We start from the raw sequence: 20,639 nt of genomic DNA on the forward strand, positions 1-20,639 counted from the left end.
GCCATGCCCTCACTGCGTCCCTCCCCGCGAGTCGGGAACCACATCCTGTTCCGGCACCCATGTATTGGTCAGGAACTCCTCGGCGAAAACGCCCATGAGGGTCTCGCCTCGCAAGAGTTTCCAAGCGAGCATCCCCGTGGAGGTGCCTCGAGCAAATCCCTCAAAGCCCATCGGGTGATTGAGCTGGGTTTTGACGGATTTCAGACGATTCACCTTCTCAACCAGCTTCAGTTTCTTGGCGATCGCCAGGAGCTCGGCCCGCCCTCGCGACACTCTGGGTGCCGTGGCAACATGAAAATACTCGAGCTCCTCGCCCGTGGTCTTTGCGAACCAGGCGTTGGTAAACTCACGATACTCGGCGCGATCCGGGCTATAAACACCAAAGGGCCCGGATAGCCACAGCTCATGGAAAGACCGCTCGTACATGGGCATAGCCCAGTCGAAGCCGAAATGCTCGTACGCTCGCACGGAATTCGAGATGTACTTGGCCTGCCGGTTATCCAGATTGAAATGGTGCATCAGATCAGAGCGGCGCTGCGCATCCCCATCGCCCCAGTGCGCATCGATGAAGCTCGAGATCTTCTCCGCGGTGTAGGCCCGCGCCACGGCTCGATCCGGGCGGCGTCTCAGGGAGAGATGGGTCTCCGCGACGGCGCGGGCAAGCTGGGCCTTCGTGACGGAGGTACCCGGCTGGAGGAGCTCAGCGTGGTGTTGATTGCCCACCACCGTGTGCCCAGGTAGCACGATCGCGTCTGCCTCAACCTGGTCCAGCTGGCGAAGCTTGCGGAGCGCATACCAGTCCTGGATGTGCGGAAGGGCGTTGCCTTCCCAGGCGCGGCGGAGAAACCCGTTGTTGGCGGGACTGTTCCAGGCCTGGGCGACACGCTCGCCGTCCTGCTCCACAAAGATCCAGTCGAAGCCCGCGAGGTCCGCCGATCGCCGCGAAATGCCGGCCTCGGCGGAGCCGGCCTTCCCATACGTGAAGTTGAGGACGTTCGGGGCGTCGAGTTCACGAAGAATCGCCAGCTGCAGGCGCGAGTCAATCCCGCCAGAAAGCGGGATGAGGAGCTGCCTGCCATCGGCGCGAGCAAGCAGACCCGCATACGTGCGCAGAAGTTCCTCTTTCACCGCCCGCCAAAAGGAGGAAGAATCGGCCGAATGCTCGGGGTAAAAGTTGACGTAGTGTTTCTGGCTGATCGTCCCACCACGAACCACGGCCAGCGTGCTCGTCGGTAGCGACGTCACCCCGTCGACCAACATGTCGGCACCGAGGACGTACCCGCTGTGGAGGAACTCCTGTGCCGCGTGCTCGTTACGGACGAATGGGATGTGAGCGCGCATGGCTTCGATGGAGGATGACACCACGGTCGGCGACCCCAAGGCGATGTGAATGGGGAAGGAACGCGCCTGATCCGTCATGAGGTAGGCCGTATCCTCCGTCACGAAGGCCGCTGCCCAGTTGCCTACCTGACGGCGGATCCACTCTTCCAGGCGCTCGCCGCCGTCCGGGATACCGATGGGTTCCTGGCCGCGAAGCGAGGCGCGCCAGTACAGGGTGCCTGCGGGGCCCTCGAGGGGCAGCCAATTCTCGGCGTCGGCGATGATTACAGCACACATGGGTTTGATCCTACCGGCACCGGCACGTTTCGCTTATTTCTGTGGCGACGCCGACACGGCGGCCTCACGCCGATGTGCCGCGGCGTGCCGCCTCGTGTGACAGCTCCGCCAGGTGCCGGGCGAAGTCCTCGTATTGCTTACGCGCGTTCGACATCTCCGACCAGGTCTGACGCGCCGCCTCGCACATTCGCTGATAGGCCGCGTCGTCAGCGCGCGCCACCTTCTCGATCGCGTCGGCGATCTCGGCGGCGTTCGTCTCGACGGGAACGATAACGCCGTTGACGCCGTCGTGAACGACCTCGGCCGTCCCGCCGGCCGACGTCGCCACCACGGGCAAGCCGGCGGCCAGCGCATCCATCACCGTGACGGGCACGCCCTCACCGTCCGACGTATTGAGAAACAACGTAATGGACGGGTCGGCGTAACGCTGGCGCGCTTCCGCGTTGGGCCGGTGCCCGAGGAACTCGACCGTCGAATGGGGACAGAGCCGATCCGCGAGCTCCCTGGCATGGGCGAGGCGATCGGGATTGGACTCCCCGATATGTTGCCAGCGCACGTTCCATCCTCGCCTTTCGAGTTCACCGATCGTCTCCGTCATCAGGTCGATCCGCTTGTAGGGCGCCATGTGCGAGCAGGAGAGAATGGAGACGGTCTGAGAGCGCGTCCGGTGGACGAGCGGAACCTCGGGCACGCCGAGTCGGCGGACTTGGATCTGTCCGGGCCTGCGTTCCCCGTGGTTCGTGAGGAACCTCGCCGCGTAGTCGCTGATGGGATAAATGTGATCCAGTTCGTCGAGGAGGAAGCGCCGCGCCGGAATGTAGCCGTAGCGCGAGTCCTTCTCGTCGACGTCGTAGGCGTGTGCCCGGCTCACGACGACGCCCCTGCGGCTCTCTGCCATGAGGTACTTGCGCATGAGCGCACCCACCGCCGCGGGGGTGTGCAGCCAGTAGGCGTAGAAGACGACGGAATCGAACTGGGAGAGAACCTCCTTGGAAATGATCTTGCGCACCTGATTAAACAGGTCGACGGCGTTAGCCGAGAATCGGGCGTCGATCAGCGCTCGGGTGCGATCCGTAAGCGGGCAGTTCTCGTATAACGACGGCGCCCGCATGAGCACCTGCGGAACCCTCAGCACAGTTGTGACCCACCACGGTAGCGAAACGGATGGATCTGGCGCCACCGCCACCGCGTTGGGCGGTAAGGTCCGGGTCTGCTTGGCGTCGGCGGAACGCGTGCGCATGGGGATGATGAGCACCTTGTCGAACTGTTCGCACACGATATCAATTTCCTGCTCAAGGAACTCCTCCCCTACGTTAAAGGGGAAACTGTCCGTCAGCATAACCAAAGCTCGCGCCATATGATCAACCGGTCCTCTCAGTCCACCGTTGATGGCGATCTTATCGCACCAGCTGAGACGATGGCGCAAACACGAAAGACACGTGTGGCCGGATCTGATTTCCTCACCGCCTTCGCCCGGCATGCCAGCCGGACAGGTTAGGCTACAGCCATGACTACAACGTGGCAGAAAATGCTTCACCTTGGTGACCCGGCCTTCACCGCGACCGTCCTCGCCCGCAAGGCCCGCGACCGCGGATACGACTGGAAGGTGATCCAGTGGGCGCGCACACCCGTCCACTCCAGCCCGCTTGCGACGAAGGCTCACCGGGCCGCACGCGGCCTGGCCTGGGAGGTCCGCTTCGCGGCCACCCGGGCCCGCTACCCGCTGATCCATCTGCACTCCGCCCTCGCGCTGCCGCACGTGAAGTGGGCGCTGCGCACCTACGCGCTCCACCTGCACGGCACCGACATCCGTACCCAGCAGTACAAGCCCGCCTACCGCGCGCGCATCCTCGCCGCGATCGACGGCGCGGCGGTGGTCTACTACTCGACCCCCGACCTCCGCGCGCATGTGGTGCCTCACCGCGCGGACGCGATCCTCGTCCCCGTTCCTGTCGCGGCGAGCACCACGCCACTGGGCACGCCCGCACCAGGCTTAGCCGGGCGCGACTACGTGTTCTTCGCCTCCCGTTGGGAGGACGTTAAGGGCGGACAGAATCAGATCGACTTCGCCCGCGAGCTGCGCCGCGAACTCGGCGACTCAACGGCGATCGTGGGCATTGACTGGGGTCCAAACTCTGGCCAAGCGCGCGCGGCGGGCGTGGAGCTCATCCCGAAGCAGGCCTACCCGGACTACCTCGCCACGATTGCGGGGGCGAGGCTGGCGATCGGCCAACAGAGCGGGATCATGGGCGCCTCCGAGCTCGACTCCCTCGACCTCAACGTCCCGCTCGTCATGGCGCTCAATCCCGACTGGTACGATGGCTCGGCCCCGTCGCTCCTCTCCCCTCCCGTACTCGGCGGAACGGCGGTGGACCCGGCCGACGTCGCGACACTAGCCCGCCTGACGCGCGACGCGCTTGAGAACCCCACCCCGGCCGACACCCACGCATGGGTGCAGCGCCACCATTCCCCGAGCGCTGCACTCGACATCGTCCTCGAAGGCTACGCTCACTACCTCTAAGAGCTCTAAGAGCGTGCGCGGAACCGCACTCAACGCACTCACATAGCAAAAGGTGGGCGGGAGCTCCAGCTCCCGCCCACCTTTGCTTCCTAGCTATCTGCTTCGTGGCCTAGAAGTGCCGGACCTCCCCGTCCGCCGCGGCCGAATCCAGGATCGCCTGCACCACTTCCATGGTGGTCAGCGCCTCCTTCATCGTCACGTGCTCCGACCCCTTGCCCAGAATCGCGTCCCGGAAATGCTCGTGCTCCACTGCCAGCGGTTCGCGCTTTTCGAACGCGTAGCGGATCACCTGGCCCTCGGAAACGCCGCGGAAGGCGGAGATCTGATCCCAGCCGAGCGGCAGCGAGCCGTTCTCGTAAAACGTCAGGTCGCCCATCGTGGTATCGGCCACGAGCGCGCCGTGCTCGCCCAGCACCACGGTCTGGCGCTCCTTGTACGGGGTGAGCCAGTTGACCAGGTGGTTAACCAGCACGCCGTTCTCCAGCTTGCCGGACGCCGTCACCAGATCCTCGTACTCGCGCTCGGCGCGGTGCGCCGTCTGAGCCGAGATGGAAGCGTACTTTGAGCCGGCAACCCAAGCCGTGAGGTCGACGTCGTGGGTTGCCAGGTCCTTGACCACGCCCACGTCCGCGATGCGCGCCGGGAACGGCGACTGGCGGCGGGTGGTGATCTGGTAGACCTTGCCCAGCTGGCCCTCGGCGATCCGGCGGCGCATCTCGAGCAGCGCCGGGTTGCAGCGTTCCACGTAGCCCACCGCGCCCACGAGCCCCTTGGACTCAAAGGCCTGCACCATCGCCTTGCCCTCCTCGATCGTGGAACCCAGCGGCTTTTCCACCATCGTGTGAACGCCGGCCTCCGCCAGCTTGAGGGCCACCTCGGCGTGCTGCCCGGTGGGCACGGCCACCATGGCGGCGTCGATGCCAGCGTCAATCAGCGCGTCGACGTCGGGAAGGACCTCCAGGTCCCCCGCCACGCCAAACTTGTCCCCATACGGGTCAGCAACGGCCACCAGCTCGGCGCCCTCCAGCGCGCGAATGTTGCGCGCGTGGTGGCGACCCATCGAGCCCAGGCCGATCAGTCCGTAACGCAAAGTCATTAGGCACCAGCCTTCGCCACGGCGTTGACGGCCTCGACGATCCGGTCAAGGTCCTCCTGGCTGAGCGACGGGTGCACCGGCAGGGAGATAACCTCCTTGGCGGCCGCCTCCGTGTTCGGTAGCTCCAGGCCCGGTGCGAAGTGCGCCAGCGAAGGCAGGCGGTGGTTCGGAATCGGGTAGTACACGCCGCAGCCCACCTTGTACTCCTCGCGCAGGGCGTTCGCGAAGCCATCGCGATCGTCTGCCACGCGAATGGTGTACTGGTGGTAGACGTGCACGGCACCCTCGGCCACCGGCGGCACGACGACGCCCTCCAGGTTAGCGTTCAGGAACGCGGCGTTCTCCTGGCGGATCTTCGTCCAGCCCTCAAGTTTGCGCAGCTGCACGCGGCCAATGGCGGCGTGAATGTTCGTCATGCGGTTGTTGAGGCCCACCAGCTCGTTCTGGTACTGCACCTCCATGCCCTGGTTGCGCAGCAGGCGAGCGCGGCGGGCGATCTGTGGATCCTTGGTGGAGATCATGCCACCCTCACCGGAGGTCATGTTCTTCGTGGGGTAGAGCGAGAAGCCGGCGAAGGAACCGAAGGTGCCCACCATCTCCCCGTTCAGCGACGCGCCGTGAGCCTGGGCGGCGTCCTCGAAGATCTGCAGGCCAAACTCCTCGGCAATCTTGCGGATCTCTACCATGTTCGCCGGGTGGCCGTACAGGTGGACGGGCATGATGCCCTTGGTGCGCTCGGTGATGGAGGCGCGGATCGAATCGGGATCGAGGCAGAAGTAGTCCGGCTCGATGTCGGCGAACACGGGGCTCGCGCCGGTCAACGCCACCGAGTTGCCGGTTGCCGCGAAAGTGAAGGACGGGACGATGACCTCGTCGCCCTCGCCGATGCCGGAGGCCAGCAGGCCAATGTGAAGGGCCGAGGTGCCGGAATTGACCGCCACAACCTCAGCGCCCGGGGTGAGCTGCTCGGAAAACTCCTGCTCGAAGGAGGCAACCTCCGCGCCCTGTGCCAGCATGCCGGACGCGAGAACCGCATCAACCGCGGCGCGCTCCTCTTCGCCCACGATCGGCTTGGCGGCCGGGATCATCTGTCGTTCCATTTTTACTTAGCAACCTTTCGGATTGTGTTGTCACATTCTTGGTAAGTATCTCCGGTGGCGGGGCACGTCCACATCCCGTTCCCGTCATCCTCCAGCTTGACGCCGGCATGCCCGACCCAGCCGATCTGCTTGGCCGGCACACCCGCCACGATGGCGTGCGGGGGCACATCGCGAGTGACCACCGAGCCAGCCGCCACCAGCGACCACGCCCCGATCGTCACGGGAGCCACGCACACGGACCGGGCGCCCACCGACGCGCCGGTCTCCAACGTCACACCCACCTGCTCCCAGTCGGAGGCAGACTTCAACGAGCCATCGGGGTTCACCGCACGCGGGTAGTGATCGTTGGTGAGCACCACGGCCGGGCCAATGAACACGCCGTCGGCCAGCTTGGCCGGCTCGTAGACGAGCGCGTAGTTCTGCACCTTGCAGTTGTTGCCCATCTCGACGCCCTCGCCGATGTAGGCCCCGCGGCCAATCACACAGTTTTCGCCAATGACAGCGTGCTCACGAACCTGAGCAAGATGCCAGACACTGGATCCATCGCCAATCTTCGCCTCATCCGACACGTCAGCCGAATCAACGATCCGCGCTTTTGCCATCCATTTCTCCTTGTATTGGCAGGCACAAAAATCGGTTCGTAGAACCTTATGCAATAATATATCCCATGCAAGACGCCGGCTTTCGGGACTTAGCACGGGTGAGTTGGCTCGTGGTCCCCCTGTATAACGAGGCGACCGTCATCTACGACGTCGTTCGCCAAGCACGCCAGACCTTCCCCAACATCGTCTGCGTCAACGACGGTTCGAAAGACGACTCGGCACGGCTGGCGCGCGCCGCGGGCGCGGTCGTCGTCGACCACCCCATCAACCTCGGGCAAGGCGCCGCCCTCCAAACCGGGATCACGTGGGTGCTCACCTACACCGACGCCAAATACATCGTCACCTTCGACGCCGACGGGCAGCACCGCACGTCCGACGCCGCTCGCATGATCGAGCGCGCCGAACGCGAGGACCTTGCCTTCGTGCTCGGCTCTCGCTTCTTGACCGGCGAACACCAGGCCGGGTGGCTGAAGAAGGCCGTGCTTTCAACCGCCGCGAAGGTCACGCGGGCGCGCACCGGCATGAACCTCACTGACTCCCACAACGGCCTACGAGTACTGCGCCGCGACGCCGCCACCCGGCTCGACCTCACCATGCACCGCATGGCCCACGCCTCCCAGATCATCAACCAGCTCGCCTCCATGGGCTTGCCGTGGGCTGAAGAGCCCGTGACAATCGACTACACCGACTATTCTCGTTCTAAGGGTCAGAGCCTGCTCAACGGCGTCAACATCCTGACCGACATGATCTTCGCACCGACAGAGAGCCGATAAACATGCTGATCAAGCTCATCCTCCTCGCGGTTGTCCTCGTGGCGGCCGTGTACCTCGTGCGCGGCACGCAGGACACGAAGAACGTGGCACTGCGCCGCCTACTCCTGCTCGTGTTCGTCGCCCTCGCCGTCGCCACCATTGTTTTCCCGCAGATCACCACGAAAGTGGCGCACTTCGTGGGAGTCGGGCGCGGGGTGGACCTGCTGCTGTACCTGACGATCATCGCCTTCCTGTCCTACTCCGTGGTCTCCTACCGGCGCATGGTCATCCTGGAAAACCGACTGGTAGACCTGGCCCGCGAGTTGGCGGTGGCCCGCACACACCCTGAAACGATCACCCGGGCTGGCGAATTCACGCCCGCCACCGATCCCGCGGAGGCCATCCTCCACGGCGAAACCCTCGAGGAGGAGGAAGAAAAATGAAGGTACTGGTCACCGGCGGCGCAGGCTTCATCGGCGCCAACTTCGTCAACTACACCGCATCCGAGCTTCGCAACGCCGACGTCACGGTCATCGACAAGCTCACCTACGCGGGAAATAAGGACTCAATTGAGATGCTCGGGGCGGGCGTGAAGCTGGTTAAGGGCGACATCTCCGACCCCGACGTCATCGACCCGCTCGTGGCCGAGGCCGACGTCGTCGTGCACTTCGCCGCCGAATCACACAACGACAACTCGCTACGCGACCCGTGGCCCTTCATCCAGTCCAACATCATCGGCACCTACCAGATCCTCGAGGCGCTACGCCGTCACGGTGGGCGCCTTCACCACATTTCCACCGACGAGGTCTACGGCGACCTGGAGATCGGCGAAGATCGCAAGTTCAAGGCGGGCGACCCGTACGTGCCCTCCTCCCCCTACTCCGCCTCCAAGGCATCCTCGGACCACCTGGTGCGCGCCTGGGTGCGCTCTTTCGGCATCGAGGCCACCCTGTCGAACTGCTCGAACAACTACGGGCCCTACCAACACATCGAGAAGTTCATCCCCCGCACGATCACCAACCTGATCGACGGGGTCAAGCCCCGCGTGTACGGCACGGGCGAGCAGATCCGCGACTGGATCCACGTCCACGACCACAACACCGCCGTGTGGGACATCATCAACAAGGGCCGCATCGGGGAGACGTACCTAATCGGCGCGAACGGGGAGAAGACGAACCTGGAGGTCACCCAGCTCATCCTCGAGGAGTTCGGCTACGACCGAGACGACTTCGACCACGTGGCCGACCGCCCCGGCCACGACCAGCGCTACGCCATCGACAACACCCAGCTGGTGTCCGAGCTCGGCTGGCAGCCCACCTTCACCGACTTCCGCGACGGCCTGCGCGACACCATCTCCTGGTACAAGAACCACGAGGACTGGTGGCGCCACCAGAAGGCCGAGGTCGAAGCCAAGTACCGCAAGGCCGGCCAGTAGTGGGGTCCGCCGCGGCCGTCGTCGTCACGTACGGCCCGGATGCGCGCACTGCCGCCCTCATTGAGGCGTTGGCGCGGCAGTGCGCGGTGGTCGTGGTGGACAACGGCTCGGCGCCCGCGGCCCTCGCCGAGATCGCCGACGCTGTACGACGCGCGGGGGCGCAGCTCATCGAGCTGGGCACCAACACCGGCATCGCCCACGCCCAAAACGTCGGGATCCTGCGGGCCCGCAAGCTCGGCGTCGACTACGTGCTGCTCTCCGACCAGGATTCCCTTCCCGACGCACGAATGGTCGCCACGCTCGTCGACCGCCTGGAGCGCGGGACGGGGGCTGAGGCAACGGGCGGCACGGGCGCGCCGATCGGGGCGGTGGGCCCATACATCGCGGAGAACAAGCCCGGAGGGGACGAGCTGGTCTACGTGGACCGGCGCTGGGGGCCGCGGCGCGCGAGCGCCGAGGAGCTGGCCCAGCCCGCCGTGGAGGCCGCCTTTCTCCTGGCCTCCGGGTGCCTCATTCCCATGCGGGTTCTGGAGGAGGTGGGCCCGATGAACGAGGCCTACTTCATCGACCACGTCGACCTCGAGTGGTGCCTGCGCGCTCGCAAGCGCGGCTACCGGATGGTGGTGGACACGGGCGCCAAGCTCGAGCACTCGCTGGGGGACGCAACCGTCCAGCTGCCCGGGCGCACCCAGCCCGTGCACGTCCACGGTCCCATCCGCTGCTACTACCTGGCTCGCAACACGATCTTCCTGCTGCGCTCAGGGCTCCTGCCCTGGCACTGGCGGACAGGCTACGTGGTGTGGCTGGCGAAGTTCGCCGCCTTCCACTCCCTAGTCGCCGACCGCCGGGCTGAACGCATCACCCAGTTGGCCGCCGGCCTGCGCGACGGGCTCCTTGGCCGGGGCGGCCCCCGCTAGCCGGCTCGTTGCCGGACCTCCGTGGCAACCAGCCGCCGGCCTCCCACAGATGCAACGTTAATCCGCAATATGCAACACCAATAAACCGCTTTTTGCCGTTGCACATACGTAATTAGTGTGACACATGCGCCGAGGTCTGCCGCTGCGCCCGCAACTCCCGCGCCAGCCGCACCTTCAGCCCCGCCTTGATCGCGGCGCGCAGGGGTGCCTGCCACGGCCTGTCGTATACCTTCGCCAGGTACCGGTAGGCCGACCGGTGATGTTCGCGCATCATGGGTTCAGGCCGCTCCCGCCAGGATTTGCCCTGGTCGTGGACGGCCACGGCGTCGTGAACGAAAACCCGCTGCCAGCCGGCGCGCGCAAGGTCCTCCCCCAGCATCGTGTCCTCGAAAAACATGAAGAAGTCCGCGTCGAACCCGCCCACATCCTCGAAGGCCTCGCGGCGGATGAGCAGACAGGCGCCAGAGAGCCAGTCCACGGGGTGAGTGGAGCCGGTGGCACCGTTCGCGTGGTAGCGCGCGGTCCACGGGTTGCCCGGCCACACTCGCCCGAAGAGCGCATGCCCGGTGCCGGCAACCAGCCGGGGGAACTGCCGCACCGAGGGATAGACCTCGCCCTCGGGCGTCATGATCTTGGGAGCGAACGCACCGCCGCGCGGGTAGTTCGCCGCCGCGCCGATCATGCGTGCAACGCTCCCGGGCTCGAGCCGGACGTCAGGATTGACGATAAGGAGCCAAGGCCCGGTAAACCCGCGAGCGCCCAGGTTGTTGGCCTTGCCATAGCCGAGGTTTGCGGGCGCGTCGATCACGGTGGCACGCGAGCGGGCGGCGTCGAGCGCGGGGGTGGCCGAGCCGTTATTCACCACGACGGCCTCGAAGGCCGTATCCCCCACGGCGGCAGGGAGCGAGTCGAGCAGTTGGGTCAGCTCATCGCCGGGGTTGAACGCCACACTCACCACGCGGATGAGGACCGAATCGTGCTCGTTACCTGCCATACCCCCCACCTTAGCCAACGCGCGCGCGGGCGTTAAACACGACGCACATTCCCCGGGCTGATGAATACCTCGCGCGCCGGCCGCTATGATCGACACATGATATCTGCACCCGCTAAGCGCGGCCCGTCACATCGCTCCCTGGCCGGGAGCGCTGTCCCCGTACTCCGCTGGGTGCTCGTCGTCCTCCTCGCCTTCCTGCTCACCGTGGGCTCGGCGGCCGCTTTTCTTTACCAGAACCTCCAGGGCAACCTGAAGGTCCAGGAGGTCGGCCACTACTTCGAACCGAACGAGCGCCCCACCCCCCAGGAGCCCGCGGACGAATCGGCAGGCCGGCCGCTCAACATTCTCATCCTGGGTTCGGATGTGCGCGAGGGTGCGAGCGACGTGGACGGGGCGGGCGCCGCCGGCTACATCACCGGTATGCGTTCGGACACGGCGATGCTCATGCACATTTCGGCGGACCGCCAGCGGGTGGACGTGGTCTCCATCCCGCGCGACACCCTGGTCACCATCCCCTCCTGCATCCTCAAGGACGGCTCACGCAGCTACGAGCAGTACGATGCGATGTTCAATTCGGCGTTTTCGATCGGCGGGCAGTCGGGCGACGTGGCAGGCGCCGCGGCCTGCACGATCCGCACGCTCGAGGAAATGTCGGACGTATACATCGACGGCTTCGTGGTCATCGACTTCGCTTCCTTCCAGGACATCGTCAACACCCTGGGCGGCGTGAACGTCTGCTTGTCCGAGCCCGCGGAGGACCAGGCGGCGGGCCTGCACCTCGAGGCCGGGTGCCAGGTGCTCGACGGCGAGCAGGCGCTCGCCCTGGCCCGCGCCCGTAAGTCGTTGGGCGACGGCTCCGACATCAGCCGCATCGGCCGCCAGCAGCAGATGGTCGAGGCGATCATCTCCAAGGCCCTATCTCTCAACATCGTCTCCGACCTGCCCACGCTCTACGGTGTGCTGAGTGACGTCACCGAAAACATCGACGTCTCCCCCAGCCTCGGTTCCATCACCTACCTGGGCGGACTCGCCTACTCCCTGCGCGGGCTCTCACTCGACAACGTCAACTTCGTGACGATGCCGTTCTACCCGGAGGGCAACCGCGTGCGCCCGGCCGCCGCCGCCGCCGCCGTGTGGGAGGCCCTCCGCAACGACCAGCCGCTGCCCGAAGTGACCAACGACGCCAACACGGATAGCCCGATCCTCAAAGGCACCGAGGACGAGATCAACGCGTTCCAGCAGGCCATCGGCGGGGGCCTGCGCTTGGAGGACTGATGAGCCAGCCACCGTCGTTCGAACCCCGCAATCGCCGTCAGCGCCCCTCCGTTGAGGGTGCCCGCCCGGTCGGCCAAGATCTCGAGGGCCAGGGTCGCGAAAGCCGGGGGCGCCAGGGCCAGCCGCGTGGTGACAGGCCCTCCAGTAGCCCCAGTCGCGCTGCGGGTGCACCCCGGCGGCCCGTGCGTCGTTCCGCGTTTGCCGACGACGCCCGCCCGGCCTCGTTCGCGCCCGTTTCCGGCGCGTCCGACTCGGCGTCCGATCAGGCTCCACCCCCGGCGTTCCCGCCCCAGGGCCAGCAGCGAGCGCGGGTCGAGCGCTCGCGCGTCGTCGACCCCCGTCCGGACGCCGGGCGACCCGACACGCGCCCGGACGCCGCCGGTCCTGCCGAGCGGCCCGCCCGTCCGCGCAAGGAGCGTTCGTGGGGCAAGCGCATCCTGGCGATCGTGCTCATCCTCATCATCGCGGTGTTTGCCTGGGTCTATTACCTGTACTCCTATGGCAACGACAAGCTCGCCCACACGGCCGCGCTCTCCGGCGCGCCGGACACGCCGGGCACCACATACCTCATCGTCGGCTCCGACGAGCGCGGCGAGGCGGTCAACGACCCCACGGAAGGCCACCGCGCGGATACGATCATGCTGCTGCACAAGCCCGAATCGGGCCCGGCGGCGCTCGTGTCCATCCCGCGCGACACCTATATTCACTTCCCTGACTCCGACGCCTACGGCAAGCTCAACGGCGCCTTCTCCTACGGCGGGGCCGAATACCTGGTGCAGACCGTGGAGGAGCTGACCGGCCTGACGATCGACCACTACATCCAGATCGGCATGGACAGCGTCAAGGACCTGACCGACGCGGTTGGCGGCGTGGAACTCTGCCTCGACTACGACGTCTCCGACGAGTTCTCCGGCCTCGAGTGGACTGCGGGCTGCCACGAAACCGACGGCACCACCGCCCTTGCCTTCTCCCGCATGCGCTACTCCGACCCGCTGGGCGACATCGGCCGCACCGAACGTCAGCGCCAGGTGGTGGCCAAGATTATCGACAAGGCCACCTCGCCTGCCACCCTGTTCAACCCGCTGAGCCAGCGGCACCTGGTTGGCTCCGTCGCCGAGACGCTCACGGTCAACGACGATTCCTCTCTCATGGACGTCGCCTACGCCGGCCTGGCCTTGCGCGACACGATCGGCCCCGACGGCCTCAGGGGCGCCCCGCCGATCGCCTCGCTCAACTACCCCGGCCCGGGCGGATCCTCCACCGTGTTGCTGGCCGACGAGGCCGAGCAATTCTGGGCCGACCTGCGCGACGGCGCCCTCACCCCCGATTCGTTCGCGAGCTTCTAAATGCACGACCTCGCCACCAAGTTGCTGCGCGGGCAATCGTTCAAGCGGTGGTTGGTAGAGTTTATCCAGTTCTGCACGGTGGGCTTGGGATCGTATGTCGTGGACGTCGGCCTATTCAACTTCCTGGCCTACTCCGGCGTAGTCCACCTGCCCGGCGACGCGCCCATGGTGGCCAAAACCCTGTCCGTCTTCGTCTCCATCATCTTCTCCTGGGTGGTCAACAGGTTGTGGACGTTCCGCAACAAGTCCGACAAGAGCCGGGGCCAGGAGTTCGTGCTCTTCCTCGCGATCAATATCGGCGGCCTGCTCATCGCGCTCGGGTGCCTCGGCTTCTCGCGCTACATCCTGGGCCTGGACTCCCAGCTGGCCGACAACATCTCCGCCAACGGGGTAGGCCTGGTGCTCGGTACGGCCTTCCGCTACGTGTGCTACCGCTACCTCGTCTTCACCAAGGCCCCCGCGGCCGACGAGTCCCGCTGAGCCGGCCTGACGCAGGCCCCACCCGTTTCTCGTCACGCAAAATTATTTCTGCACACTCAAATCGCGGATTTGAGTGACGCGAGAACACTTTTGGTGCCGAGAAAGCAAACGGCCGCTCGGGTACGGGCCCGGGCACGGGCCGGGCTCGGGACGCGGGTTCACGACGTCGAACGCCGGCTTAACGCCGACTGGCGGCCTAACGCCGGCCGCGGCGCGCGCCCACGGTCATAATCGCCCCGTGGGGCAGCACCTTGTTCGGGTCGAGCGACTTGGGCAGGGCCGACAGGGTAAGGGTGAACTCGGCATGCGCCTTGTTTGTCAGTTCGAGCCGGCCGCCGTCGATCTCGGCGAGCTCTTTGGCCACGGCCAGGCCGATGCCGGTGGATCCGCCGGTGGAATAGCCCTTCTCGAAGACATCCTCGGCGTCCTCGGCGGACACGCCCGGCCCCTCGTCGCGCACCTTGAAGATCACCGACTTTCCGGCAGAAGCCGCGGAGACCGACGTCGTGCCCGCGCCGTACTTGAGGGAGTTCTCCACGAGGGTCGCAAGGATTTGGGACAGCGAGCCGGGGGTGGCGAGCACGGCGCCGTCGAAGTCCTGGTCCAAGACAAGCTGGCGGCCCTCGCGCTGGTACGGCTTTGTCCACTCGTCACGGATCCGGTTGAACGCGCGCGAGACCGCGATCGCCTCCGTGGTGCCGCCCGATTCGGACTGGGAGGTGGCCATGAGCTCGCTGACCACGCCGGTGAGGCGGTCGATCTGCTCGAGGGATTTGTGGACCTCTTCGATGATCTCCTCGTCGTCCGTGAGGAATTCGATCTCCTCGATCCGCATCGACAGGGCCGCGAGCGGGGTGCGAAGCTGGTGGGCGGCGTCGGCGGCGAACTGGCGTTCCTTGGCGAGGCGGCCTGCCATGCGGTCGGCGCTGCGGGCGATCTCGTCGCTGATCAGGTCGATCTCCTCGATCCCCGACTGGCGGATCTGCGGGCGTACCCGCCCCGCGCCCAGTTGCTCGGCGGCGGCCGCCAGGTAGATGAGCGGCGCTGATATCTTGCGCGACTGCTTCATCGCCAGCGTCACCCCGGCCATAAAAGCCACGAAAATGAGCCCGACCGCGCCGGCCACCATGAGCCCGATCTTTTGCAGGATGTCCGCGCGCGGCACCTCCACGGTCACGAGCACGCCGGCGGCGTTGACCACCGACTGCTCGAGTGAGTACGGCGGCTCCTTCGTATCGGACTCCACCCTCGTACCGTCGGGGTAGTTCACCACGATGTGGGCGTTATCGGGGTTGCCGTTCGTGGCGAGCCGGGTCAGCAGCGCCTCCGAAATGTACAGGTCATCCGCCGCCACGCGCTCCACCACCGTGGACACGGAAGTGGCCCGGTCGGACAGCTCGGTGTGCACCTGCTGCCACACGAGCGAGACCGCGAACATTATCCCCGGCAGGCCCAAGATGAGGACGGCGACCGCCACGGCCGCCGTCGTCATCGCAATTGCGCGCCGCCGCATCGCCTAGACCTCGAAACGGAAACCCATCCCGCGCACGGTGCTGATGTACTTCGTGTCGTTCACGTCGTCGCCCAGCTTGCGGCGCAGCCACGAGATATGCATGTCAAGCTTCTTCGTGGACGAATCCGGCTCCGATCCCCACACGTCCAGCATGAGCTTGTCGCGTTCGACCACATTGCCCGCGTCGCGCAACAGCACGCGCAGCAGCTCGAACTCCTTGCCCGTCAGCTGCAGTTCGCGCGAGCCGACGTAGGCACGGTGGGCGTCCACGTCCATCGACACGTCCTGGGCCTTGAGCAGATCACTGCCCTCCTCGCCTGTGACTGAGCGGCGCAGCAGGGCGCGCACGCGCGCCAGCAGTTCGGCCAGGCGGAAGGGCTTCGTCACGTAATCGTCCGCGCCCGCGTCAAGGCCGACCACCATGTCCACCTCTTCAGAACGGGCGGTAAGGATAAGAATCGGGAAGGTCTTGGACCGAGCGCGCGCCGTGCGCGCCACATCGAGGCCGTCCATGTCCGGCAGACCAAGATCGAGGACCACTAAGTCAATGTGGCCGTCCATCTTCTCCAGGGCGTCCCGCCCCGTCTCTACCGCCTCGATGTCATATCCCTCGCGAGAAAAAGCACGCACCAGAGGCGCCGAAATCGCTGCGTCATCTTCGACTAGCAAAATCTTTGTCAATTTTCCGTCCAATCGTGAAAGGAACGCCGTTGGGATTTAGCCTAGTAAAGAAATCGCCAAGGCAAAAGTGGAACGATGCAAGTTCTACTCCTCATCAGGCATCACAGTGAGCCGCGCCGATTCGATGTATCCGATCCCGCGCAGCTCCGATCCGATGTTCTCCTCGAGCACGTACTTGTGGGCGTCGAGGGCGCGCAGGGCCTCGGCCGTGTCCCGGTCCACGACGATCGACCCCTCCGGCGCGATCGCGCACAGCCGCGAGGCGAGGTTGACGCTCGGCCCGAACACGTCACCGAAGCGCGAGACCACCCGGCCCCACACGAGCGAGGCCCGCACCTCTGGCATCGATGGGGTGGCACGCAGCGCCTCGCGGATGCCGGCCACCGCCTCGGCGCCGGTGGCCAGGTCGTCCGCAATATAGAGGACGGCGTCTCCCACCATCTTCACTACGCGGGCGCCGAGGCCGGAGATGACGTCGCGGCAGGTGAACTCGAAGGTTTGGATGAAGTCCACCAGCTGGTGCGGGGAGAGCTGGCCGGAGCGGTCGGTGAAGGCCACGAGGTCCACGAAGCCGAGCGCGCGCGGCAGCAAGATCACGTCATTGCCGGCGCGCAAGTTTTCCAGCTCCACCTCGGTGCGGCGCAGGAAGGAGGCCAGGTGGCGCCGCCAGGCGTACTTCATTTGGTAAATGAGGAATTCTTCGTAGTCGCCTATGTGGTCGAGCACCCAGTAGCGGGCCGAGAGTTCGTCGAGCCCGTGGCGGGCCTCGGCCTCCTCCACGAGCGCCTCATACTGCCACAGCACCAGGCGGTCGGCCAGGTGGCTTTGGGCGCGGACCAGGGAGTTTTGCGTGTCCTCATCGGTGCGGCCGAGGTCCACCATGTCCTGGTGGGCGCGCATGACGTCGACGTCGTACTCGGTAAACAGCCGCGATTCTGGGTCTTGAATGTAGGGGAAACCCATGGCGCGCCAGAAGCGGCGTGCAGAATCGGTGTCCATGTTGGCCAATTCCGCCGCCTCGCGCAGCTGATACTTTGCGGGCCCGTCAAGGAGCCGACGCACGTGCGTCTCGACTGTGGTTGGATGCTCGTCAGAGGACCCCGCAAACTCTGTGTTATGGGTCACACGAACCAGCCTAGCAATCTTCGACTCCTTTGCCAACAACTTTGGCAGCTTCCTCAACCTGCACAATCGTACCCTCTTTAACGTGCCCTGTCTCACGTCAACCGACTACTGTAGAGGCATGACTTCTCGACCCACCTCAGATATCGACATCCTGTGCAACCGCTACGTCTCCGAGGTCCTCGACCGCACCCCCGAGCTCGTCACCGCGCTCGGCCTTGGGCGCGACGACGACGGCGCCTTTTCCGACTACTCCCCCGAGGGCCTGGCCGACCTCAACGAGCTCAACGTTGCCACCCTCCGCCAGCTGTCGGCGCTTGAGCCTGCCGACTCCGTCGACCGCGTCACCAAGGCTGCCCTCACCGCCGAGCTGGAGCAGGAGATCGACTTCTTCGAGCGCGGGGAGGTGGGCGACATCAACGTGATCGCTTCCCCCTTGCAGTCGGTCCAGGAGATCTACGACAACATGCCTCAGGCGAGCGCCGCGGACTGGGAGCTGATCGCCCAGCGCCTGGCGAACACCTCCTCGGCCCTGCGTGGCTGGCAGGAGACCCTGCTGCGCCGCGCCCAGTCCGGCCCGCCCACTGCCGCCAAGCAGATCGAGCTGGCGATCTCCCAGGCAGAGCACAAGGCCGGCGCTTCCTCCCCGCTGGCGGAGCTCGCGGCCCGCGGCGGTGCGGCGCACCCAGACCTGGCCGGCGTCGTGAAAGACGCCGCCGACTCGGCGCGCCGCGCGTATGGCGAACTGGCCACTTTCCTGCGCGAGGAGATCCTGCCCCACGGAGCGGCCAGCGAGGCCTTCGGCCGCGAGCGCTACGCCCCGCGCCTGCGCAGCTCGACCGGCGCCACCCTGGATCTGGACGAGACCTATGAGTGGGGCCTTGAGGAGCTGGCCCGCATCGTCGCCGAGCAGGAGGCGATCGTGGCAGACCTGTACGGCAAGGGCGTCACGATCCCCGAGGCGCTCGAGCGACTGAACGCCGACCCGGCCCGCCAGGTCCACGGCACCGCCGCGCTCAAGGCGTGGATGCAGGAGACCTCCGACCGCGCGCTGGACGACCTGCACGGCACCCACTTCGACATCCCTGACCCGCTGCGCAAGCTCGAATGCATGATCGCCCCCTCGGGCACGGGCGCCATCTACTACACCGGCCCCTCGGACGACTTCGCGCGCGGCGGGCGCATGTGGTGGTCGGTGCCGGCGGGCACCGAGGTGTTCCACACGTGGCAGGAGAAGACCACGGTCTACCACGAGGGCGTGCCGGGCCACCATCTCCAGATTGGCATGGCCACCTACGTCAAGGACTCGCTCAACGACTGGCGCCGCCACCTGTGCTGGAACTCCGGGCACGGCGAGGGCTGGGCGCTGTATGCCGAGGGCCTCATGGCGGAGCTCGGCTACCATGACGACCCGGCCGACTACATGGGCGTGCTCGATTCGGAGCGACTGCGTGCCACCCGCGTGGCGCTCGACATCGGCTTCCACCTGGGCAAGCCCTCCCCGAAGGGATACGGGCACATCTCGCCTGTCTGGACGCGCGAGGTAGCCTGGCAGTTCCTCCAGGACAACGTGGCAATGGACCGCGCCTTCCTCGCGTTCGAGCTCGACCGCTACTTGGGCTGGGCCGGACAGGCGCCGTCGTACAAGGTGGGCCACCGCATCTGGAAGCAGCTGCGCGCCGACGCCGAGGCCCGGGCCGCCGCCCGCGGCGAGGCTTTCTCGGTCAAGGACTGGCACATGCGGGCGCTCTCCATGGGCTCAGTGGGCCTGGACATCCTGCGCGACGGCCTGGCGGAATGATGAAGACCCTCCTCCTCGCCTCCGCTTCCCCCGCCCGCAAGGCCACACTGCTCGCCGCCCACATCCCGCCGCGCATCGCCGTGGCGGACGTGGACGAGGACGGGCTGCTCACCACAGCGAAGGCCCGCGGGCCGATCAGCGCGGCCGAGCAGGTCCAGCTGCTGGCCGAGGCCAAGGCGAAGAAGATCGCCGCCGAGCTGGACTTCCTGGACGGCGAGCCACCCACGGTGATCGTCGGTTGCGACTCGATGCTCGAGATGGGCGGGCAGGTGGTGGGCAAGCCGCACACGCCCGAGGTGGCCCTCCAGCGACTGCGCGCCATGCGGGGCAACGCCGGCGACCTCCACACCGGCCACTGCGTCATCGACGTGGCCACCGGGCGCGTAGCCGTGGGGACATCCACCGCCACCGTCCACATCGCCCACCTCACCGACGCCGAGATCGAGGCCTACGTCGCCACCGGCGAGCCGCTCGTGGTGGCCGGTTCCTTCACCATCGACGGCTACGGCGGCCCCTTCATCGAACGCATCGAGGGCGACCACCACGGGGTGGTCGGCATCTCCCTGCCGCTCCTGCGCGAACTGCTCGCCGAGCTGGGGCACGCGATCACGGACTTCTGGCCATGACCCGCGGCGGGGACGGCTTCATCGAGTGCCGCTGCGGGCAGCGCCACTGGGGGCTACTCGGCGCCGCCGGGATCCTGGCGTGGCGGCCCACGCCCAGTGCCAATGCCGTTGCTTCCGCTAACGGTTCCGCCGGGGCCGTTTCTGCCGGTGCTGTTTTTGCCGACGACGCCGTGGCATGCCCCGACGCCGACGCCCGGCTTGACACCCCCGCCCGCCCCGACCCACGCCGCGATGCCCGCGCCCACCCGGAAACCAGCGAGCATGCCGGCGCGGTGGAAGTGCTCGTGCAGCTGCGCGCGGGCTGGTCACACCACGGCGGCACGTGGGGCGTACCGGGCGGCGCGATCGACGTCGGTGAAAGCCCATGGGAAGGCGCTCTACGGGAGTTCTTCGAGGAGACCGGGATCGGCGAGCTCGAGCCGCCCACCGGCAGCCACGTGCTGGCCCACCCCGACTGGAGCTACACCACGTTCGTGGCCAAGATGGCAGACCCGGGCGCGGACGTCGTTATCAACCCCGAATCCGCAGACCTACGTTGGGTGAAGGCGAGCGAACTCGAGGCTCTAGACCTCCTGCCGCCCTTCCGGCGCGCCCTGCCCGAGCTGCTGGCCCACATCCCCGCCTAGCCGCCGGCCGCTGTCGCCCGCCGCCGGCACCCGCGCGCCGCCCACAGGTGCTATACAAAACCGCAAGATGCTGCACTACTTTACGGTTATTTAGTGCAGCATCTTGCGGATTAGTGCAGCATTTGCGCGGGCGGC

General features: G+C 66.4%; 20 protein-coding genes. 11 read left to right on the top strand and 9 right to left on the bottom strand.

Features of this window, described 5'->3' with window-relative positions:
- Window positions 1-9 precede the first annotated feature (9 nt).
- Together AQZ59_RS05345 and AQZ59_RS05350 are read right to left on the bottom strand one after the other, a co-directional pair.
- Entirely contained in the window at window positions 10-1,617 is a 1,608-nt protein-coding gene (locus AQZ59_RS05345) for an asparagine synthetase B family protein (RefSeq protein WP_062613640.1), read from the bottom strand.
- A gap of 64 nt (window positions 1,618-1,681) precedes the next feature.
- Window positions 1,682-2,956 (bottom strand): glycosyltransferase, encoded by a 1,275-nt coding sequence (locus tag AQZ59_RS05350; RefSeq protein WP_062613641.1) that lies wholly within the window; start codon window positions 2,954-2,956, stop codon window positions 1,682-1,684.
- A 168-nt stretch (window positions 2,957-3,124) separates the two neighbouring features.
- On the opposite strand from AQZ59_RS05350, the gene AQZ59_RS09575 reads away from it, so the two are divergent.
- Window positions 3,125-4,138, top strand: a complete 1,014-nt coding sequence (locus AQZ59_RS09575; protein ID WP_148132424.1) for a glycosyltransferase family 4 protein — start codon at window positions 3,125-3,127, stop codon at window positions 4,136-4,138.
- A 109-nt stretch (window positions 4,139-4,247) separates the two neighbouring features.
- Here the strand turns inward: AQZ59_RS09575 and AQZ59_RS05360 are convergent, their stop codons facing one another.
- The 3 genes from AQZ59_RS05360 to AQZ59_RS05370 are packed head-to-tail and all read right to left on the bottom strand — an operon-like array spanning window position 4,248 to window position 6,936.
- Window positions 4,248-5,234, bottom strand: coding sequence for a Gfo/Idh/MocA family protein (locus AQZ59_RS05360; protein WP_062613643.1), 987 nt, complete (start codon window positions 5,232-5,234; stop codon window positions 4,248-4,250).
- A complete protein-coding gene (locus AQZ59_RS05365; RefSeq protein WP_062613644.1) occupies window positions 5,234-6,334 on the bottom strand; it encodes a DegT/DnrJ/EryC1/StrS family aminotransferase in 1,101 nt (366 codons plus the stop codon). The genes AQZ59_RS05360 and AQZ59_RS05365 overlap by 1 nt, the downstream gene beginning before the upstream one ends.
- A 2-nt stretch (window positions 6,335-6,336) precedes the next feature.
- Window positions 6,337-6,936 carry an acyltransferase gene (locus AQZ59_RS05370; protein ID WP_062613645.1) on the bottom strand — a complete coding sequence of 200 codons (600 nt, stop codon included), beginning with the start codon at window positions 6,934-6,936 and terminating at the stop codon, window positions 6,337-6,339.
- A 65-nt stretch (window positions 6,937-7,001) separates the two neighbouring features.
- On the opposite strand from AQZ59_RS05370, the gene AQZ59_RS05375 reads away from it, so the two are divergent.
- From AQZ59_RS05375 to AQZ59_RS05390, 4 genes are read left to right on the top strand one after another with little or no spacing between them, the layout of a single operon-like run.
- Window positions 7,002-7,709 (top strand): glycosyltransferase family 2 protein, encoded by a 708-nt coding sequence (locus AQZ59_RS05375; protein ID WP_062613646.1) that lies wholly within the window; start codon window positions 7,002-7,004, stop codon window positions 7,707-7,709.
- A 2-nt stretch (window positions 7,710-7,711) separates the two neighbouring features.
- Window positions 7,712-8,131, top strand: coding sequence for a DUF2304 domain-containing protein (locus AQZ59_RS05380; RefSeq protein WP_062613647.1), 420 nt, complete (start codon window positions 7,712-7,714; stop codon window positions 8,129-8,131).
- Window positions 8,128-9,123 carry a dTDP-glucose 4,6-dehydratase gene (rfbB, locus tag AQZ59_RS05385; protein WP_062613648.1) on the top strand — a complete coding sequence of 332 codons (996 nt, stop codon included), beginning with the start codon at window positions 8,128-8,130 and terminating at the stop codon, window positions 9,121-9,123. Before AQZ59_RS05380 ends, rfbB begins: the two co-directional genes overlap by 4 nt.
- The gene (locus AQZ59_RS05390; protein WP_062613649.1) at window positions 9,123-10,040 is read left to right on the top strand and encodes a glycosyltransferase family 2 protein; all 918 of its coding nucleotides are present in this window, start codon (window positions 9,123-9,125) and stop codon (window positions 10,038-10,040) included. Before rfbB ends, AQZ59_RS05390 begins: the two co-directional genes overlap by 1 nt.
- Window positions 10,041-10,152: 112 nt before the next feature.
- Here AQZ59_RS05390 and AQZ59_RS05395 read toward each other — a convergent pair whose 3' ends face one another.
- Entirely contained in the window at window positions 10,153-11,034 is an 882-nt protein-coding gene (locus AQZ59_RS05395; protein ID WP_062613650.1) for a glycosyltransferase family 2 protein, read from the bottom strand.
- A gap of 96 nt (window positions 11,035-11,130) precedes the next feature.
- On the opposite strand from AQZ59_RS05395, the gene AQZ59_RS05400 reads away from it, so the two are divergent.
- The 3 genes from AQZ59_RS05400 to AQZ59_RS05410 all read left to right on the top strand — a co-directional run bounded on the left by AQZ59_RS05400 (window position 11,131) and on the right by AQZ59_RS05410 (window position 14,135).
- A complete protein-coding gene (locus AQZ59_RS05400) occupies window positions 11,131-12,309 on the top strand; it encodes an LCP family protein (RefSeq protein ID WP_062613651.1) in 1,179 nt (392 codons plus the stop codon).
- 182 nt (window positions 12,310-12,491) lie between these two features.
- A complete protein-coding gene (locus AQZ59_RS05405) occupies window positions 12,492-13,655 on the top strand; it encodes an LCP family protein (protein WP_236698676.1) in 1,164 nt (387 codons plus the stop codon).
- Window positions 13,656-14,135, top strand: a complete 480-nt coding sequence (locus AQZ59_RS05410; RefSeq protein ID WP_062613652.1) for a GtrA family protein — start codon at window positions 13,656-13,658, stop codon at window positions 14,133-14,135. It begins immediately after the preceding gene.
- A 196-nt stretch (window positions 14,136-14,331) separates the two neighbouring features.
- Here AQZ59_RS05410 and AQZ59_RS05415 read toward each other — a convergent pair whose 3' ends face one another.
- From AQZ59_RS05415 to AQZ59_RS05425, 3 genes are all read right to left on the bottom strand, one after another.
- Window positions 14,332-15,648: a sensor histidine kinase gene (locus AQZ59_RS05415; RefSeq protein WP_062613653.1), complete on the bottom strand. Its 1,317-nt coding sequence runs from the start codon at window positions 15,646-15,648 to the stop codon at window positions 14,332-14,334.
- Between the two features lie 3 nt (window positions 15,649-15,651).
- Complete coding sequence (locus tag AQZ59_RS05420) at window positions 15,652-16,329, bottom strand: response regulator transcription factor (protein WP_062613654.1); 678 nt, start codon at window positions 16,327-16,329, stop codon at window positions 15,652-15,654.
- 84 nt (window positions 16,330-16,413) lie between these two features.
- Window positions 16,414-17,454 carry an adenylate/guanylate cyclase domain-containing protein gene (locus tag AQZ59_RS05425; RefSeq protein ID WP_062613655.1) on the bottom strand — a complete coding sequence of 347 codons (1,041 nt, stop codon included), beginning with the start codon at window positions 17,452-17,454 and terminating at the stop codon, window positions 16,414-16,416.
- A 118-nt stretch (window positions 17,455-17,572) separates the two neighbouring features.
- On the opposite strand from AQZ59_RS05425, the gene AQZ59_RS05430 reads away from it, so the two are divergent.
- Genes AQZ59_RS05430 through AQZ59_RS05440 form a run of 3 tightly spaced genes read left to right on the top strand, consistent with a single transcriptional unit; the run spans window position 17,573 to window position 20,504 of the window.
- Entirely contained in the window at window positions 17,573-19,252 is a 1,680-nt protein-coding gene (locus AQZ59_RS05430) for a DUF885 domain-containing protein (RefSeq protein ID WP_062613656.1), read from the top strand.
- On the top strand, window positions 19,249-19,878 hold the full coding sequence (locus AQZ59_RS05435) for a Maf family protein (protein WP_201783157.1): 630 nt from the start codon (window positions 19,249-19,251) through the stop codon (window positions 19,876-19,878). Before AQZ59_RS05430 ends, AQZ59_RS05435 begins: the two co-directional genes overlap by 4 nt.
- Complete coding sequence (locus AQZ59_RS05440) at window positions 19,875-20,504, top strand: NUDIX domain-containing protein (protein ID WP_062613658.1); 630 nt, start codon at window positions 19,875-19,877, stop codon at window positions 20,502-20,504. Before AQZ59_RS05435 ends, AQZ59_RS05440 begins: the two co-directional genes overlap by 4 nt.
- The last annotated feature ends 135 nt before the right edge of the window (window positions 20,505-20,639 follow it).

Source organism: Trueperella bernardiae, from assembly GCF_001469025.1.
Lineage (GTDB): Bacteria > Actinomycetota > Actinomycetes > Actinomycetales > Actinomycetaceae > Trueperella > Trueperella bernardiae.